This is a genomic window from Bradyrhizobium sp. WYCCWR15520 (assembly GCF_056174665.1).
The window spans coordinates 1-18,605 of the sequence record NZ_JBWBWM010000045.1 but is presented as its reverse complement, the minus strand read 5'-3'; the positions used below and the strand labels follow the sequence as shown (position 1 = coordinate 18,605).

At 58.7% G+C, this 18,605-nt stretch carries 16 protein-coding genes; 9 read left to right on the top strand and 7 right to left on the bottom strand.

The window, feature by feature from the left end; translation table 11 throughout:
- Positions 1-365: 365 nt before the first annotated feature.
- From AC0QUY_RS35380 to AC0QUY_RS35370, 3 genes are all read left to right on the top strand, one after another.
- A complete protein-coding gene (locus tag AC0QUY_RS35380; RefSeq protein ID WP_161855495.1) occupies positions 366-614 on the top strand; it encodes a hypothetical protein in 249 nt (82 codons plus the stop codon).
- Positions 615-624: 10 nt separating this feature from the next.
- Entirely contained in the window at positions 625-747 is a 123-nt protein-coding gene (locus AC0QUY_RS35375; protein WP_256380288.1) for a hypothetical protein, read from the top strand.
- A 1,465-nt stretch (positions 748-2,212) separates the two neighbouring features.
- Positions 2,213-2,428 carry a helix-turn-helix domain-containing protein gene (locus AC0QUY_RS35370; RefSeq protein ID WP_161856800.1) on the top strand — a complete coding sequence of 72 codons (216 nt, stop codon included), beginning with the start codon at positions 2,213-2,215 and terminating at the stop codon, positions 2,426-2,428.
- Positions 2,429-2,802: 374 nt separating this feature from the next.
- Here the strand turns inward: AC0QUY_RS35370 and AC0QUY_RS35365 are convergent, their stop codons facing one another.
- On the bottom strand, positions 2,803-4,398 hold the full coding sequence (locus tag AC0QUY_RS35365; protein ID WP_161855496.1) for a hypothetical protein: 1,596 nt from the start codon (positions 4,396-4,398) through the stop codon (positions 2,803-2,805).
- Between the two features lie 155 nt (positions 4,399-4,553).
- Between AC0QUY_RS35365 and AC0QUY_RS35360 the strand changes: the two genes are divergently transcribed.
- On the top strand, positions 4,554-4,724 hold the full coding sequence (locus AC0QUY_RS35360; RefSeq protein WP_161855497.1) for a hypothetical protein: 171 nt from the start codon (positions 4,554-4,556) through the stop codon (positions 4,722-4,724).
- Here the strand turns inward: AC0QUY_RS35360 and AC0QUY_RS35355 are convergent.
- From AC0QUY_RS35355 to AC0QUY_RS35335, 5 genes are read right to left on the bottom strand one after another with little or no spacing between them, the layout of a single operon-like run.
- Positions 4,709-5,818 carry a hypothetical protein gene (locus AC0QUY_RS35355; RefSeq protein ID WP_161855498.1) on the bottom strand — a complete coding sequence of 370 codons (1,110 nt, stop codon included), beginning with the start codon at positions 5,816-5,818 and terminating at the stop codon, positions 4,709-4,711. The genes AC0QUY_RS35360 and AC0QUY_RS35355 overlap by 16 nt on opposite strands.
- Complete coding sequence (locus AC0QUY_RS35350) at positions 5,787-7,955, bottom strand: ATP-binding protein (protein WP_161855499.1); 2,169 nt, start codon at positions 7,953-7,955, stop codon at positions 5,787-5,789. The genes AC0QUY_RS35355 and AC0QUY_RS35350 overlap by 32 nt, the downstream gene beginning before the upstream one ends.
- Positions 7,952-8,575, bottom strand: coding sequence for a hypothetical protein (locus tag AC0QUY_RS35345; protein ID WP_161855500.1), 624 nt, complete (start codon positions 8,573-8,575; stop codon positions 7,952-7,954). Before AC0QUY_RS35345 ends, AC0QUY_RS35350 begins: the two co-directional genes overlap by 4 nt.
- Before the next feature lie 50 nt (positions 8,576-8,625).
- Positions 8,626-9,846, bottom strand: a complete 1,221-nt coding sequence (locus tag AC0QUY_RS35340; RefSeq protein WP_161855501.1) for a trypsin-like serine peptidase — start codon at positions 9,844-9,846, stop codon at positions 8,626-8,628.
- The gene (locus AC0QUY_RS35335) at positions 9,843-11,036 is read right to left on the bottom strand and encodes a trypsin-like peptidase domain-containing protein (RefSeq protein ID WP_161855502.1); all 1,194 of its coding nucleotides are present in this window, start codon (positions 11,034-11,036) and stop codon (positions 9,843-9,845) included. The genes AC0QUY_RS35340 and AC0QUY_RS35335 overlap by 4 nt, the downstream gene beginning before the upstream one ends.
- 249 nt (positions 11,037-11,285) lie before the next feature.
- On the opposite strand from AC0QUY_RS35335, the gene AC0QUY_RS35330 reads away from it, so the two are divergent.
- The 5 genes from AC0QUY_RS35330 (at position 11,286) to AC0QUY_RS35310 (ending at position 18,391) form a co-directional block, all read left to right on the top strand.
- On the top strand, positions 11,286-12,707 hold the full coding sequence (locus AC0QUY_RS35330; RefSeq protein WP_161855503.1) for a tyrosinase family protein: 1,422 nt from the start codon (positions 11,286-11,288) through the stop codon (positions 12,705-12,707).
- 101 nt (positions 12,708-12,808) lie between these two features.
- Entirely contained in the window at positions 12,809-13,552 is a 744-nt protein-coding gene (locus tag AC0QUY_RS35325; RefSeq protein WP_475390650.1) for a copper chaperone, read from the top strand.
- Between the two features lie 947 nt (positions 13,553-14,499).
- Positions 14,500-16,761 carry a DNA/RNA non-specific endonuclease gene (locus AC0QUY_RS35320; RefSeq protein WP_161855505.1) on the top strand — a complete coding sequence of 754 codons (2,262 nt, stop codon included), beginning with the start codon at positions 14,500-14,502 and terminating at the stop codon, positions 16,759-16,761.
- An 8-nt stretch (positions 16,762-16,769) separates the two neighbouring features.
- Entirely contained in the window at positions 16,770-17,045 is a 276-nt protein-coding gene (locus AC0QUY_RS35315; protein WP_161855506.1) for a hypothetical protein, read from the top strand.
- A 26-nt stretch (positions 17,046-17,071) separates the two neighbouring features.
- Entirely contained in the window at positions 17,072-18,391 is a 1,320-nt protein-coding gene (locus AC0QUY_RS35310) for a metallophosphoesterase family protein (RefSeq protein WP_161855507.1), read from the top strand.
- A 13-nt stretch (positions 18,392-18,404) separates the two neighbouring features.
- On the opposite strand, the gene AC0QUY_RS35305 is transcribed toward AC0QUY_RS35310, so the two are convergent.
- A partial coding sequence (locus AC0QUY_RS35305) for a transposase (RefSeq protein ID WP_474417046.1) occupies positions 18,405-18,605 on the bottom strand: 201 nt, incomplete at its 5' end.

Below are 18,605 nucleotides of genomic sequence, written 5' to 3'. Positions count from 1 at the left end.
ATTGCACGCCGGTCATGCCCAAGGCCTCGCGTATGGCCCGGATCCAACTTTTGGCGGCATGCGGAACCGCTCGGCTGGTTTGAGCCCGTCTAGTCGTTCATCCAACCGCTGCGGGCGAGAGTCTTGACGTCGTTTCTCATCTTACAAACCGATTTCCTCGATCTTTCATCAGCCTATGACCTGATTTTGATTCATGAAATCAGGATACAATGACTCTTCATCAGGAAAGATAATATGGCAAATTTTGCCTGTAAAACCAATGTCTTGTGGCGGACAGTTAAAGCACAAATCGCGGTCATTCGCCTGCGTTGACTGCCGATGACATTGCCACGCCCACGGAGACCCAGCCTAGCGCGGCGGGTGAAATGCCGCGGCCGACCGCGCGCGAATATTTCGACAGCCTTCGCGGGTTCGACACCGAGGAACATGCGCGCGCATTTGGCAACCTAGCCACGACGTATGTACACACTTTCAGCCGCTATATCGACTTGGCCGAGCTTGACGGCATCGCCATCGCCCCCGACTACGCGCTAGCGCTCCTTCAGCTCAACCGCGGCTACGAGACCAAGCACAAGCTCACCCCGTCCGAAGGCATCGTATGGGCGTCGCCATGACCCGACCGTCATGCGCGACGTCACAGAGCAACATGCTCTTTATGCCGGCGTCCTGCTTCTGCTCGAAGACGAGAACGAGTTCTACGAGCAAGCACTCCACACCCTGGCTAATGAATGCGCCATGTCGAAGTGACAGAACGCTTCAATACGGCCCTCCGAGCCTGCCTCCTGCAGAGCAAGCACCCGAATGCACATGCGCAATACCTGATGGGAGATCATTAAGGCGTGTTGGGACGAATATGCGGTGACGCAGATTCACGCGCCTTTGGGCAGCGCCTAACCGACCGTTACGGGGAGACGTTCGTCACCGCACTTGGTGAGACGCGGCGCGCGAACGCGCTCGTCAAGGCCTACCCGCTCCATGCGAATTTCGAGCAGATCACGGCCAGTCCATGACGAGCGGGCTCTCCTAAGCGGCGCCCCATTATCCCATTATAATGTCTGTGCGGGTTCGATGTTGAGCGGCGCCATGATCTGAGGACTTCATCATAGGGAGCACAGCACTCGACGATGACGCGCCGACGCGGTGCGCTTGCGGCAATCACTTGGCCCTGTCCGGCTCGGTATCAGCGGAGCCGACGGACTGGCGATGTTTGATGTTTTCATGCGCCTTGGGCAGTCAATTCGATCCGGACATGAATGGCCCCGAGGCGCATCGACTGAAGAAGGTCAAGAAGCTTCCGTTCGGATGGGTGGTCGAATGCCAATACGTCTTGCCTTCTCGATTTCGGCTTCCGCAGTTTCGTGCCCCGTTTTGGGACGCAGACCTGGCAAGAGATTGAGCTGGAATACAGAAACCATCTGCCCGGTTCCAGTCTCATGGACGAGAACGTGACATAGTCACTGCTTCACCCGCCAAGCCTCCGCCCCCGTATGGCCGAGACCGGCCTTGTTCACATCATGGCCGCCATGGCCTGCTGTCGGCGGTTCTCGCAGAAGAAGCGGGATTCGATGGCATGTGGGCTCCCGCTGGGGCTGGAGATCGAAGAGCACCCGCAGCACTTTTGCCGGCTCGCGTGTCCACTTGCGAGAAGAGCGACCGCCTCGGCAATGGTGCTTCGGTTAAGACGCGGTCTGCAATTAGAAGAGGCCATTGGCGTGCAGTGAAGTTTCGTTCCCGATCGTACGAATCGCACGCTCTCGAAAACAAGAAGCCGTTTTTCTGCGCAGGCCGTGCCAGATCAGCAGAAACTCGGCTTCGATCATCGAATATGTAGGTATCTTTGCGATGGGATTAGCGTGAAAGCTGAAGGCATTTGCGGAATGTGCCGGAGCAAAAGATGGCCGCGCAGAGCGCTGAAGTGCGGCATTGCACGCGAAGAGCGTAGTGCGCGGCTAAGGGAAAGAACCAGTTCGGGGGGCGCTCTACGCCGCTGGAGTGAACCAGCAGGTTCACTTTGCGGATGCTAACAGCGTTGTCCCAGCCATCCAATTGGACGATTCAGTTGTAACAAGGGCGCGATTGGGTTAATCATCCTGAGAGCGCATTTTCGCCGGACTAGACTTGTCAGTTGCACAGAGCCATTTTGGACTTCAATTTTGGAAGCGTACTCCAGCAATAATTTCGTGCAGAGGCATAGCATGACGATTGTCTTGGAATTTCACCAATCCCGACCCTACGGACTGACGTCCAGGAAACTCAATGTCTTGAATGGTGCAAGGCGGGAAAGACCAATTGGGAGATCGGAGAGATACTGTCGATTTCAGAGAAGACCGTCGAGTTTCATCTGGGTAATGCAATGAGGAAGCTCGGCGCCGGTAACCGGATTTCGGCGGTGATAGCCGGTATAAAGTGCGGCCTGATCGGGCTTTGAAGAACCAGCAAAGGGCGTGGACGGTCCCGCTCGCAACGCTTGAGCGCAACCCTCGAGCGCGCATGGGCGTTCGGACGCCTGAACTCGACATCATCGACTGCTTGGTTCAGAGCGAACATGAACTGGTTGCGTTGGTGCTGCAAGCATTCGGCCGTTTACTCCAACGGCGAAGTTTGCTCAGGCAGGCCGGCGCCGGTCAAATCTAGCGTCGATGCGCACAAGTGCTCAGTTGCTAGCGACTGCGGCCGCCGAAACCAAGTTTCCTGATCGCGAAGGTCAGCTGTGCGGCGGAGTTGCGACTACAGTTCTGTCGGCTCAAGGATGGGCAAGAGAGGAGCGGCTCTCGTCGTCACGAGACAGTTAGCGAACTCGCTTCAAGGAGTCTGCGAATCCATTCCTGTCGGCGCGAGCAGGTAGCCTGCACCATTTCGCCAGACCGCTCGTGATGGCAAACGAATGGCCAGAATGCCGCCGGAAAGATCTCGCTTTCGCGAGTCGATCAATATCTCTCCTAGCTTTTTCCGATTCCCCCCATACAACTGAGGCATGGAAATCTCGCATATCCAGAAGTTTGCGGGCAGGCTATTCATGAAGCTCCTGAACGAGAGCGGTTCTCCGCCGCCGGGAGATATCCAGGTCGCGACCGATTCGCCCCTCGATTGAATCTTGTCGTCGAGCTTTTGCAGATGGACCTGATAATCCTGCGACGAGATGAAAGTCGTCCTAAGAACGACGTTGCTTCCGTTCTGGCAGAGATAATCCCACCAGCGTCCGGTGCCAGCGTTGACTTCAGCGACGCGCCTGACCCAGATGTCGAGATACTGGCCTGCCAATTGCTCAGCGTAGACAGGAGAAACCTTCACCTGCGGTGTCCAGATTGGAGCGATGACCAGCCGCGGCTTCATACCTGCATTGGCGGCGCGAGAGAGTTGTTCCGCAAGCCAGGCGCGGGACATGCAGAAATACGGACCCAATACGGTATCGTGAATGACGACGTGATCGATCCACTGACTGCTCGAGAACCATCCGGATTGCCGCTTGGGATGCGACATTGAGCCGTCCGGATGCCATTCGTCTGTGTTGAGGGTATAGCCAAGAACAGGAATGATCCGGCTTTGGTTTCGTTTGCCGGAAACGACAAGCAATGGCGGGTTTCCAGACTCAATGAACGAACAGATCGCGGTCCAGACTTCGTCGGCGCTCGTGACACCGTCGATCTCATACAAATTATATCCGTAACCGCGGTTCTTGAGCGTCTTGACGATGACGTCGACGATTCCCTTGGGATGCGCAGCCTTTGACAGCTTGTCGTCATCGACGGAGCTGATGCCCTCAATCGATCGGATCGCGATCCTCAAGGCCGCCTGCACATTGCCTCGGCTCACATCGTTCTCTTGGCAGTAATAGGCCCTGGCGACCGCGTAGCGGCAACCTCCGGCGCGCCGATAAAAGGTCTGCGCCTTGGGCACGCAACGGTTCACCAGCGGGATTTCGTGTCCGTCCTGCCAACGAGCCGGCACGCGCATAATCGCATCGAAGACATAGCTCTTTGGCCCCGAGGCCGAAGGATAGGTGAGGACGACGACCTGACCGACCATGTGATCGGGTGGGCCCTCCATCTGACCTGCTGAGGGCAAGGCGCGCAAGAACGAGATTGAGGCGGCAGTGACGACGCCGCCAGTCGAAAGCTTCTTCCTGAGTGCATCGATCTCTCGGCGGACCTCGTCGCGTTCGAGCGCGTCCTCGATGAGTACCGCCGCAACACCCATTTTCCGTGCCAACGTGCAGATGCGGTTGAGAGGCGCGGCCCGCTGCTCGCTCGCCCCTCCGGCCCAATAGCGGTGCACGACATCGAAATAGAACGAGAATTCCCCCTCGATCCTTGCCGTTGGCGTCGTCCTTTTCACCCATCGCTTCGCCATTCCACCCCAAGCCCCCAAAAATGCAAGAAAAACAAACAGGTTAACCATTTACTAACACTGATCCTTCACTGTAATGTGCAGGATATTGGCCTCGGCGGACAGGTTGCGCCGGGCTGCGGCCGCGTTTATTTCGGTGCGGCCTGCCTTGGACGGGCTGTCCCTTTGCGATTCGAGCGGTTAAAGTCGCGTATTCGGAGCGAATCATGACTTTCAAGAGCATTAAATCGGGCCAGTCGCGCGATTCCAATACCTCCGCATTCGACAGCACGCCGGTCAAGCCACCCAAGCTCAGCGGACGAGCCGCACAGCAGGTGCAGCGCATTCAACGCTGGGAGGACGACTCCGCCAGGAAGTCCGTTCATCTGGAAGATTGATTTTTCGGCTTTCTCGACGGCGGTTCGCCCCCGGGCCCCTGCGGCCACCAGCAGCATTCGCCTTCTCCCGCGAGCGCCCTGTCCCATGACGCCAGTGCGGACCTTACGCGCGTGAGCTTCTGCAGGTTCACGGCGTCGGGCACCGCAGCACTCAGTATTCCCATTAGGACGCGCGCCTTATCCGCGAATTCGACCAGAAACAGAAACGCACTTTTGGGATCCTGGGCTGCCTGCGAAGCGAACCAGTTCGGAGCGAATTCCCTGGGTTTGACCGAGAACAAGCTTTGGATGTTACCCATGTATGTCCTCACCCGATCCACGTAGTTCTGATCGCTGTGGCCTGCTGGCCCGGCACCAAGCGCTTCAACGAGTGCTTCCCGCGCCGGCCGGTGCAGTTCGGGTGTTTGACCACGCAACAGGAGAGCTTCGAGGTTCGGATCGGAAGAGGCGTGCTTTCCAACGCGGACCGTGGCTCTGGTGCTGCCGAACGAGAGTTTCAGAAATTCGTCGCTTCCGCGACCATCGAGCCGGTCTATCGACATCTGAACAGATTTGAGAGCGCTGGAGGTCGGGGCATGTGACTGAGAGCGGAATACGGTTTGGGCGCCGATGCGTATGATATCCTGATTGGCCGCACCGATCCGTTCGGCGAAATCGCGCTGAAGCGTCACAAGCGATGCTAGGTCGACGGTCCACTCCAACAGCCGCGATCCCCAACGCCCGCGTTGGAGATGGAGGCGAGTGATGGAGGCGAAGGATGAGGACGTCGTGAACACGGCGCGAGGCAGGATCTCGCTTTCGGACAGGCCCTCGACGATGGCAGTCAGGGAGACCAGATCGTCGTATGGGCTGGATCTAGAGTTCGTTGTGTGAATTCTGCGCAGCACTCTTATCAAATTGCCGAAGGCGGGCTTCGCACCGACGAATCCATCGGGGTGGGACATCAACGCAAGCGCCGTGGTCCAGTAAATGCGCCGGTCTAATTCAGTGGAGCGGATGTCTCTTGCTCCTTCCTGAGGCACGGCCGAGTTCAACTCGTGCGCGATTGATTGAATGTCGGCCTCACCTGCGTTCCATTCCGCGCTTTCGGCCAACGCCCTGAGAACAAACGTGGGGGGCCGCCCGGGGGAGCCGACCCGCCTTCTTCGCCAAAGACCTAAAGACGACGGCCGGATCGCCGGTTTCCGTGAGCCGGTATCCTTCACCTGGGCGACCGGGATCGCCGGCGATGAAGCTTTCCCAAAGATCGTCCGGCAGTTCTTTCAACGCCTGTTCGGTCGAGATCGAGTTGCGGATCACGGCCTTCCTGCCGCGCCTTGTGCCGCTTTCGAAATCGAGCACGGCAACGAAGGTGCGCGCGATATCCGGATAGTCATTGAGATGCCGTCGCAAAAAAGGTCCCGTTCCGGAGAAATTATATCCGTCCAGAAGCGCTAGATCCTCCTTGGTATCGACGCGCATAAGGAGATGGTAGGCCAGCTCCGCCCTGTCGGCGACCATTCTTGACTTTGCATGATGAAGCATCGCCGCCAGGCGAACGCGCTTGATTTCGGCTCCCCGCTCCCGATCGGCCGACATCAATCTTAGCATCAACCGTCTGACGTCGGGTCTCTGCACCAGGGCTCCTTTTTCAAGGTGCACCAACCAGGACGCGGAAGCGAGTTCGTCAAATATCTTTCTTGCCCTTTTCTCCGACATGCGCGCCTCGCCCTTGAGCGGTCCGAGCACTCGCCGGATCAGCACAGGCGTGAGTTGCGGCAATACCAGGCCCGGGTGGGCGTACGATCGAGCGTCCTCAGACTTCAAGTGCTTCAAGAAGCGGTCGTAGAGCACTCCTTGCAGAAGCTCCTGAGGTATCACGTTCGACTTGACGTCTTCGGCGATGGCTTGCACCTCGCCGATGCCCTCCCCCATCTTGACGAGCTTGCGGATCAGCGAGAGCACTAGAGGGTTTCCCCCAAGCGCCTTGTGCAACGAAAGCGCGACGTGCGTTGGAATACCGGCCACCGCGAGCATTTTGCAGGCGTCTGCTTCTGATAACTCGTCAAGATACATGACCATTGGTCTGCGCCAACCTAAGATCTTGTCGAGATTGCGCGACCTCGGATCACTTCGCCCGGCGACCACCAGGCGCACGGCGTAAGCGCCGGCAATGCTGATCAATCGATCCACCCAATGCCGCAGCCCGCGCAGCGTCGCATCGCCGGCAGCTTCCACATTTTCGAAAGTATCGAGAACGATGAGAAGAACGCGCCGCTCCATCTTCAGTCTCGCCAGAGACTTGGCGAGAAGCAGCATTCCGTCCCGAGAACTCCTCTCGTGTGAACCGTAGGCAGGATCAACCAGACGTCTATGAAGTAGGCCTCGCAACTCCTCCCGCTTGGACTTGAGGTCGGCATCCATTTCCTGATCAATGGTGCCGACCTGACGCAGGAGCTCCATTGTCAGCGTCAGCGTATCTACCACTGACAGATCGCCACGATCGAAGTCCAGGTGCCCCGGCACAATGCGCGAATCGCGCTCGCGCATGACACGCGACAGGAGCGCCGCAATCAAAGTAGATTTGCCGATGCCACCGGTGCCCCACAGCAAGGCGGTGGAAGCCTTGTACTTGCGGTGGTCCGACGTGATGAATTGAAGCAAGCTTGTGAGCTCCGCGTCGCGTCCGATAAACCCCTCGTTGACGAAGCGGTCAAACTCCTCAATGCGTGTCCGCAATGCGAGGTGACGCCTTATCTCCGCTCCTGTCGGAATGCTCGTGGTCAGGTCGACCACTGCCGGCTCGATCGCGATCAGCGCACGAAGCTCGTCCGAGGTCAGGAGATCGAGCGAGAAAGGCCCGCCGAAGACCCTGGCGAGGGCTTTGGTCATCTCGTCGGGTTCGCTAATTGTCTTAAGCGCAGATGCAACGATGTCGGGCCCGTGGCTTGCGAGTTGCGCGCGCCTGGCGGCATCCGAGAGGAGCCACAGCCCCTGTTCGTTGCCGGCGCCCGCGTCGCATTCTTCTGCGACCACATCGAGCACCTCGCCCCAACGTGTCCTTTCGATCTTAAGCTCTGAAAGCAACAGCGCGGGGTCGCATCTGCCCCGCAGCGCCAGTGCAAAGCGCAAGCGGTCTGCATCGGGGAAGAGCGAGGACGAGATCGTCGGGTCAGCCGGAGCGAAGGCGCTCTCCATCAGGCGCTCGAAGGATCCGTCCTGGAGGGCGCGCTGGAAGGCGGTCGAGGTCATGACGACTTCCCTACGATGTTCATAACCTTCAGAAAACTCAACGTCTTGGCGAAGCGGGCCCGTCCCGATGTACCGGCGACGGCGCCCTCCCAGAATTCCTGGGCTGCCGACACATCCGCCGCTTGGTTTTCGACGCCTCCGAGGTTCGCTTCAACGAACTCCTGCACCTCGGCCCATCCGAGCTCTGCGATCGTCTCTGGGAACGGAACGGATTTGTTGGAGAGGATCGCATGAAATTCGGCCTGGCGCCCTTCCGAAATTCCGGCGACCACCACCCTCATCCAATCCCGCTGTAGAGCCTGACTCATGAAGGCCATCCAATCCTCCTGGCGCCCGGTCAACCAGCCTTCATCTCGACCGAAGTCGACAATCAGCCAGAGGCGGCTCTTCGTGCCCTCACTCTTCGTCAGCAGACGGTCGAGGGTCTCCAGGCCTTGCGGGATAAGATCATGGCGCAAGAGGCCGATGTCGGGACGGGTGGCTGCCCGAAAAGGATCATCCTCGGAAATGCCCGCGGCAACTGCCAGGCGCTCGAAAAGGTTCGGAATCGTTGTCAGCCGCGCCACCTCTGGCGCGATCTGGACAAGTATGTCGGGCGCATCCGAAAGTTTGGCGCGCATCAAGGCTCCTGTGAACGTCTTGCCCGAGCCCTGGGCCCCCGAAACCAGCGCTAGCCGCTCGGTGCTGCCGCCATTGCGGCGCGCCTGACCCAATCTTGGAACGCGGTTCGCCCCACAATTGGATGATCCGACCTCACATCTGGAAAGCCAAGACTCTTCCAGGAGTCGGTGGCTTGTGACGCAGGTAGCCAGCGCAATCGCCGCGACCGGGGCGATAAGGGATCTTCGGTCAGCTGCTTGATCTTGCGCCTGATGGGCAGCATGTGCACCGACCGGTTGTAGCGGCTCCCGTTGGATTGAACAGTACCTTCATGAATGCCAACCACACGCGCCAATTTGTCGAGGCAAGCGCCACCTGACATTCCGTCAGCGGTATTCGCCTTATGATGCAACCGTCCGGTGCGTCTGCGATGTTCCAGCAGCGTTTCACTATGAAACCAGCAATCTGTGCCACCGGCATGACCGACGACGACCAATAGGGTGTTCATTTGAGCATCGGCGGGGTCATGAATGTCCAGAATGCCGATTTTATCCCCGATCTTCTCATCAATGCGCACGAGCGCGAAATCGTGATTTTTGGCGGCGAGCTCTAGATTTGTGCAATCGAGGTCACGAGGCGGGGTGCCGCACGGTTCACTGGCGGCCACTAACCACTTGCGGGCGAATTTGGCCACTCGGGGCTGATTGGGAGCAAAACGGCCCCCGAGATTCCAGAATTCGACCTGAACTCCATCGGTGGCCCCGGGGATCTCCTGTGGCGGATTTTTTTCGAAATCGATCATGCCCCAGATGACGTGGGCCGCTGTCATGATCAGGTCGGCTCCCACGAGGAAGCACGTCCCAATGTATTCCTGATTGCATCTCTTATCTCGGATGACTCCGATCTTTGGCTGCACCTTTCCGACCACGTTGACGATCTCGACGCTTTGGAGGCCGCCACTGTCCGGAAAGACGGTCTGATGCAGACCCTTTTCCGCCTTCAAGATGATGTCGGTTGGCACGACCGTTCTGAGATCGTCCTGATTGGGAAGATTGAAACTGATTTCCGCCAGCAGCTTCTCGACGAAGCCATTGTCGGCGGCGATGCGAAGACACTCCTTGATGGCGAGCAGGAAATCCTTGTCGCTTAACGCGTAGACGGTGGCAAAGACACGGCTTTTGCTTTCCCGCCCTACCGTGTCGAAAGATCGCCCGAACACCTCTACCGTCATCCCGCGGTGATCGTGAATCAACTGCGCCGCTGAGGCGATATCGTCCGCCGACAGCGTCATGCGCGCCACTTCCGCAGCGCTTGCATGGCACAATTTAGATCCTCTCCGTTCGAGGCGAGGAATTCGGCCTCGTTCGTCTCGAACGTCATGCCAGACACGTGCACTCCGATCGCGGGCTGATGCTGATCTTTCCAGGCGATCACCGGTGAGCCGGAGTTTCCGCCGGCGGTCGTGGCATCATGACCGAAGGTGCGGCCGTCGGAATTCGGATCTGGCTGCCGCAATGGAAGTCCCGGCGCCAGTCGTTTTACTCCCTGCGCTGCGCCAGTCAGGTGATGTCTCACCCACTCCCAATCGACCTGATGGCCGTCCGGCTGAGACCGCGGTGGCGCAAAGCGGGCTGGGAATCCGATCACGCAGAGTGATCCGGGGACCGGCTTTCCCCCCGGAGGCACGACCAGGCGAGTGTCGATCGACGCCGGCACTTCGGCGTCTGCGTGATCTGGGTCCTCCTTTTCGCTCAGCGGACGCGCTGCGAGCAGCGCCATGTCTGCCGACTTGCCGACGCGAACCCCGGCTTCGACCTTCAAGAGACGCTTTGCAGCGCTGTCAGCCTCGCCATCGAAGTCGATCCGGACTTCATCGCCGAGCTTAAGGACGTCACCTGACTTCGACCCGTTGCGGCCAACGCGCTTCACGATCTGGTCCAACACGTGGCCGGCGGTGATGATGAGCATGGCCTTGCAATCGAAGATGAACCCTGTCCCGAAGAAATCGAGCGGACCCCCGCCACTTGGTTCGAGCCGACCGACCGAGCTCGCGCACTGACGGATTGATTGTACACCGCCGCCGATATCGTTTGCCCATCTGCCCAGAAAGGGATGATGCGAGTCGACGGCGCCCTCGCGGAGGACTAGAGCCGGTCTTGAGCCGTCGAACTGCACAACGGCTTCGAGAGAACCGACCTCGTCGTCAGAGAAATTCTCCGGTCCGTCGCCGGCCGACAGCTTTCGCAGGGCTTGCGTCCCATGCCCGATCAAGAGCGACCTGGCCTTCGCAAACTCAGATCCAGCAACGGCACCGCGACGTTCGGCTTCAAGGTCCAATGAGGTCGACACGCGCTGCAGGATGGAATCCGCCTCGAGCGCGACTGCCTCGTCTGTCGCCGGGGCGCTGCTTTCGTGCCCGGACGGAACGGAGCCGGCCAGCACGGCGCGGATGGCGGACAATCGATGAAGCTGGGAAGTCATGGTACGGATCAGATCACCCTAGTGACGGACCTTCGCAGGGCATTTGCCAACTTGCCGGTTCTTGGCCGACAATCACCGAGTCCAAGTATCGGGAGAACTGGGGTTTTCCCCAGTGTTCGTCAAAACGGTATCTGGTCCTGGTGCCGGGCGGCTTAGGTCTCGTATTCGCCAGCGCCTAGGGATTCTCCTAGTTTCGCTTCTCCCGCGTGAGCGCGAGGACTCTCAGGCTTGCAAGACACGAGGTGCGACATGGCTGCAAGGATCCGCAGGAATGTTTGGAAGCTCGACCGCAGCGACGCGACCCTAGCCTGGTATGCTCAGGCCGTCGCAGCTCTCATCAGGCGCCCCATTGAGGATCCGTCCTCGTGGCGATATCTCGCCGCCGTTCACGGCACCCCACAAGGTATGGCCACCCCAGCCTCCGCGCGCGGTTACTGGGATCAATGCCAGCACCAGAGCTGGTTCTTTCTCCCATGGCACCGCGGATATCTGGCAAGCTTCGAAGCGACCATCGCCAAAACGGTCAAGGATCTGGGCGGCCCCGCTGATTGGGCGCTCCCTTTCTGGGATTATAGCGAAAGCCTGTCCACCGAGCGCAATGCGAGATTGCTGCCGAGCGCCTTCGTCGAGCGGACCCTTGGAGACGGTAGTCCCAATCCACTCTGGTCGCGACGAGCGCGAGCTTTCGGTGGAAATTTCGAGCTCGACGACACCGCCGTTTCGACCGGGGCCCTGCGCTTCACCAATTTCACAAACTCAAGGCCGGGAGTTCCGTCCGGCTTCGGAGGGCCAGAGACGGGCTTCAATCCCGGCGGCGGCGATAATGGCGGCATCGAAAGCGTTCCGCACAACCGTATCCACGTCAAGATCGGCGGCGATTCCGGCTTTATGTCAGACCCATCCACCGCAGCACTTGATCCGATTTTCTGGCTGCACCATGCCAATATCGACCGGTTGTGGGAGGTTTGGCGCAATCAGGGGCCTCAGTTTCAAGACCCAAGTGACGAACGATGGCTGACTTCGGTGGTATTCCAGATGCACGACGGAGACGGTCGGCCGATCACATTCCGTTGTGCCGACATGCCGACCAAGGTGCTCCACGGCTATACTTACGAGGCGGTACCTGTCGCGCAGGAACCGGAGCTCGAGTCGGTGGAGATGGCAGTGGCTAGCGGAGCGAGGCCGGAATTCGGCGGGGAAAGCGAAGGACCAGTCGTTTTGACGGGACCCACAACCAAAGCTGACGTTGTCCTGGTGCCGCCGTCAGGCTTGGAGGCTGCCACGGCGCAGCCACGTCATGTCTATCTCAATCTGGAGAACATCACCGGAGCCGGAATCCCAGGCGACTATCTCGTCTATATCGACGTGCCAGACGACGATCGGCCAACGGCTTCATTCATCGGCGTGATGACAACCTTCGGACTCGAACGGGCGAGCGACAAGTCGCTTAGCCACGGCGGCAGCGGACTTAGCCAAGTGTTTGAGATTACCGAATTGGCCAGTCAGCTGAAGCTGTCGGAAGCCAATGTTTCCCGCCTGAAGGTCACGTTCGTGCGAGAGGGTGTTGCAAAGGCCGATGCAGACGCTCCCGCCGAACTCGCCGACTACGCCGCCGTTCAGCGCAAGCCTGCGAACGTCACAGTCGGAAAGATTTCACTGTTTTATGACTAAAGCGCGATGAGATTGGGAATGAATCGTCATCGCGCTTTAGATTGTTGTTTGAGCATAATCTTTTCCGAAAACCGCCTCACACTTTTCCGGGTCATGCTCTAATGGGGGAAAACCTTTCCATTGGCATCGATCGTCCGCTAGCATTCTTGCGAGGCGGACTCCTTGCATCGGACGTCGCGCGCTTCGCGATGCTGCCCGCAGCGTCGGCTTGGGCCATTATTCTCGCTCTCCCCTTCTTCGTCGGACCAATCGACGTCTGCACGGCTCGGCCGATCGGCCAGGATCTGGTGTCCCGCTATCTGGTCCCGCAATTGCTTTGGATCCTGATGGTGACCGCAATGATGGTGCCGCTCGCCGCGCCCCAGATAAAGATTCTGGCAGCGAGAAGCCCGACAGTTCGACGCAGCCGTTCGGTGTCGCTATTCCTCTTCGGTTTCCTGCTGCGGTGGATCTGCGTTGGTGTCGGGATCGCTGCAGCCAGCGATCTGATCGGATGGCCGCAATCCTCCAATCGTATGAGCGTATCGGTGCTCTATCTGGCCGCGGCAACGTGGCAGCTAACAGAATTCAAGAAACGCGCCCTCAACAGATGCCACCATATCGCACCGGCACGTGCGCTTGGACGGGCTGCCGACCGCGACGCGATGCGCAACGGATGGCTGCACGGCAGATATTGCGTATCATCTTGCCTGCTGACCATGCTGCCGGTGTCCACCTCCAAGTTGGGGCCGGTCGCGATGGCCACCGTGTTTGCATTGCTCTTGGCCGAGCGGGCGGATCACAGGCCAAAACTGGGGCTATCGGCTTTCGTCCTCTTCCTCCTGTGGATCAACGAGATGGTCTAAGTCCTATCGCTTCCGACCAGGTCCCCAAGCGAAGCTTTCGATCAGGTCGATCACTTCCCGCCGGGCTTTCCGATTGACAATCTTCAGAAAACGCGGTGACCAGCCGATCAGTTTCAGCGCCGCTGCCGCGGTCGGGACGAGCGGAACTGAAGAAGAAGCAGGCGATCGGAGTCTCGAGGGACTTTACGATGTCAGCCAGCCTGCTGCAGCCACCCTGTTTTTACCTGTCTCATATTTCTGGAGCTACTGAACGTGACACCCAGCCGTCCCGCGAGTTCGCGCCTTCGGAAGGCTCCATCCTCCGTTTTTCGGATTCTGGACGCCCGTGATCTATCTGGCGCTCGAGCGCACAACCGCCAGCTCGAACCTGCGCTGCCGCCGGAGGCCACGTCGACTGGATGCGGTTTCATCGCCGTTACTCCTGCTTTTTGTGCGAAGGCACTTCCGGCCATCGCAAAAGCGCATTGGGACCTCGGCCTTTCCCCAGCTTACTTTCATGGATCACATCGGCCACCATCCCCCGCCACGGCTACCGCTCGACGCAGGGATACAAGCTCATGAACGGCTCTTTCAAACACCGCGGCAGGGAAGCATCCCTCCTCGCAGCGATAGGCATCTGCCACCGCCACGACCCGGGCGCCAGGCATCTTGAATAGCAAAACTTCTGGAGTCGTCACATGCGGCATCTGACATTGCAGCTGGGATCGATGCATCGATGCAGCTCTGCGCATGTTCGCCCATCTGTGACCTCGCACCGGTCGAGTGGCGAACAAGCGAGCCAGGATCGACGCATGCATCGAGGAAATATGCTCGCGCATGGCAGCATGCGAAATGTCTCATCGCTATCACGACTCGCTCACTGCGTGCGACTACCGCGACGTCATCTGTGTTCAACCCATAATTGAGTATTATGGAACCCTAGGATTGGAAAGTTGGGGGATATCCGCATGCCCGATATCAAACAGGACAGGTTGAGAGATTACGTTTCCTTGCTCAAACGAGCCCATGGCGATCTCCAGCCGCACGTCCAGGAGGCTGCCGAAAGGCGTCGTGAAAGCGCATCGGGTCTTGAGGGGGTCGATCCGACAGTCCATGCGGAGGAAGCCGTTCGCCAGGTCGATCGTGGCGCTGATCTTTCATCCGAGCAAGCCTTTGGGCTTGAGGCGATAATCGATGCCGACATTCGGCCCGCGATCGACATCATCAATGGGACGTTCACCTCGACACATCCCCTATGGACCAAGCTGTCACAAGATCAGACCATCAAGATGCGGATCGAGAGAGTCATCCCGTCTGTTGGCCGCATCGGACTGCCCGGAAACAGGAGATATCCTTACGCTGGTACGGGATTCGTCGTCGGCAATGGTCTTCTGATGACAAATCGGCACGTTGCGGAAATTTTCTCCCGCGGCTTGGGCAGCCGGCTGATCGAATTTCTCCCTAACGCCAAAGCCGACGTGGATTTTCTCCGCGAACTGAACGGTCCGCCGAATCCCAAAACGCTGGCGGTCGAGAAAACAATAATGATCCATCCGTATTGGGATATGGCGATCCTCAAGGTCGATGGACTGGACCACGATCACCCAAAACTCGAGCTTTCGCTTCAGGATGCGCGGCAACTGCCTGAGGGACACGAGATCTTTGTGATCGGATATCCTGCCTTCGACCCGCGAAATCCCTCGGACGAGCAACAGGAGCTGTTTGACGGAAACTATGGCGTCAAACGGCTGCAACCTGGCGCACTGCATGGAAGAGTGGGCGCGGCAAGCTTCGGAAAGACGGTCCCCGCCGCAGCTCACGACTGTTCCACGCTGGGCGGAAATTCCGGAAGCGCCATGTTTGATCTCGGCACCGGGCAGGTGTTGGGTCTTCACTTCGGCGGCCAGTATCATCAGAAGAACTATGCGGTCCCCTCGTTCGAACTCTCGAGAGACACCCGCATCGTGGACGCTGGCGTGAAGTTCTTTGGAGACGGTGCCCGTGGAGGAACCGGTGACTGGGCAAGCTGGTGGGCAAGAGCTGATCAGACTGAAACAACAGCTGAGCCGTCCAAGCCGACTGCAGGTGCACCGGTTCAAAAGCCCGCCGCCCCGGTCGCGGCGGGCCAGGGTCCGCAGACGGGCGTGACGGATGGCTCGGTGAGGATTGAGGTACCTTTGATCATTACCGTCTCTCTTGGGCGCCCGGGCGAGGGAACGCGGGTGGAAGCGGCGCCCCCGCAAACCGAGGCGGTCGCAGACTTCACCGAAGCGATGCGCGAGCCGTTCAGGGACACGAGCTATGACAGCCGGACCGGATATTCTGCAAGCTTTCTCAACGAAAACATCGCAGGCGAAATCCCTCTGCAGATTCCGCTACCCGGCGCCGCCGACCCGACGGTTCTTGCCAAGAGCGATATCGGCGAGAACATTCTCAAATATGAGCACTTCTCGATTGCGATGCACGAGAAGCGACGGATCGCACTGTTCACGGCTTCCAATGTCGCCGCCACACCCGAGCTGAAGAAGCCGGAGCCCGGAAAGGACTATACAAGACGCGGATTGAGCGGGCTTGGTCCGAACGATCAGGAAAAATGGTTTTCAGATCCTCGCATCAATGCGCGGTTTCAACTTCCAGACGTCTTCTATAACAAGGACCGTCAGGCCTTCGACAAAGGACATATCGTGCGGCGGGAGGACGTCGCGTGGGGCAAGACGTACGACGAGCTCCGCCGCGCGAATGGTGACACATATCACGTCACGAACTGCTCGCCCCAAGTGAAAGAATTCAATAGATCAACGCTCGGAGACGCAAATTGGGGCGACCTTGAAAACAATGTCCTGTCGGAAGCGGCGAGCGAGCGGCTGTCGGTGTTTGCCGGGCCCGTGCTGACCGACGACGATCGGGTCTTCACCGGCGCAGGAGATCGAGGAACGGTGTTAAAGGCGCGCATTCCGGAGAAATTCTGGAAGGTCGTCGTCGTCCGAACCGACGAGGGTTGCGCAGCGTTCGGTTTCATCCTGGAACAGGATCTGTCGGACGTCGAGTGGGAGTTCACCCCCGCAGACGAGTTGGTGCCGTTCATGTATCCAATCTCCGACATCTCGGAGATGGCCGGCGTCAGATTTCCATCGATCATCTTAGAAAATGATCAGTATGCCACGACCCGCGGGGGCAATGTGGCGTTGCGCAGCGGCACCAAACGAAAGCGAAGGTCAAAACGCTCCTAAGGTGCTTAATGAATACTCTGTTGGTGGCCATTCTGACCATCTCGGGAGCTTTCATGGTTCTCGCCGGCACCGTTATGTTGGTGGCATTGGCGGTTCAGGCGCTGGCAGCCTCAGTGAAAGCGGCTCGAAGCACAGAGGCGGCCGCCGTTGATGCCGATGGCGTAGCCAAGGTGCTTAAGATGCTATCCAAGCTCCCACAGTGGTTCCTCGCCATACTGACAGGTAATTTTCAGCTGTGGCTTGCCCTGCGCACCTTCGCGGGGCAGTCATGGTGGCCATCCTGATCCGTCAACGTCTTTAGGTAAGCTCGATGGGCGACATACGAACCTTCCGGGACCACTTCCTGTCTCTGTATCAGTCCGCTGCGGCCGACTATGTGTCGCAGAAGGCCAAAGAGACGACAACAGAAGGCGCAGTCGAAGCGGACGATCCGCTGATGGAGGCGGTAAACGAGATTGCAGAGCTGAGATCAAAAAACGCAAGCGAGATTCCTGACACCGAGGAAGGGATCGCCGATATCCCGAGGATCTGTGCCAGCCTGGGACTGAGATACCTGGAAGCGCTGGTCAGCGGTGACGACGCGCGCGCTGCACGTATTCAAGAGCAGATGACTGGCGGCACATGCGACCTGAAATGGGCCTCGACGCTCTCCGAATACGCAGAATTCTTCGGCGCCAATGGCAGTAGAGGCAAGATCCCGTATGTCCGCGCGGCAGAAGTCGGTGCGCACACGATCCCGATTGCAGCGGGTGCGCGCATCGCCGTCTTCGGCGACTGGGGCACTGGCGCGCAGCCGGCACGCCGAATATTGACAAGGATCAGAGAGCAAAAACCCGATGTGCTGCTTCACCTCGGAGACATCTACTATTCCGGCACTCCTGCGGAATGCCAAGCGAACTTCGTCAATCTGATCCGATCGACGTTTGATCCTGCTATTCCGACCTTCACTCTGGCGGGCAATCACGACATGTATAGTGGTGGGCTAGGTTATTACGATCTCGCCAGGACGCTTAACGCGGGCGAGCAGGCGCAGAAAGCAAGCTTCTTCTGCCTGCGGTCCGCGGACGCCGCGTGGCAAATACTGGCTATGGATACCGGCCTGCACGACTATAGTCCGATTTCTGTGACAGACGCGCTCACGTTCGTCGAGGAAGACGAGCAGCAATGGCTAGAGCAGCGTGTCGCGGAATTTCCCGGAGAGACCATTCTGGTATCGCATCATCAGTTGTTCTCGGCATTTTCCCAGATCGGCAAGCCAAGAGGCGATGGGACCCTTCTGCCCTATAATCCGAACCTGCTCGCGCTCTTCGAACGTCTAAAGGCTAGAGGCAAAATCGCCGCATGGCTCTGGGGCCATGAACACAATCTCTGCGTTTACCAGGGCTATCTCGGCTTGGAGCGCGGGAGGTGCATTGGCCACGGCGCGATTCCGATCTTCGAAGAAGAGAAACCATACGATGTGCTCAAGGGCATCGCCGACCCGCCCGCGCTTGTTGCAGGGACACAGTTGAATGTGAGCGACGGCGCCTACGAACACGGCTTCGCCATGGTTGCGCTTGGGACGGGCGGAGGCAAGACCAAGGTGGAGTATTTCACCGAAAGCGGATTAAAGTACGCCGAGGAGCTCTAGGTGGTGTGGACACTTATCGCATCCATAGGACGATGGCAGCGAGAGTGACGACGGCACGGTAATTTCGAGCGGTCTTTTCGAAGCGGATTGCGACGCGGCGAAACTGCTTGAGTTTCGAGAAGCAGCATTCGACGAGATGGCGCTGGGCATAGAGATGCTTGTCGAGCGGATATTTGAGCGCCCGTGACGGGTTGTTGGGGATGACGGCAAGCGC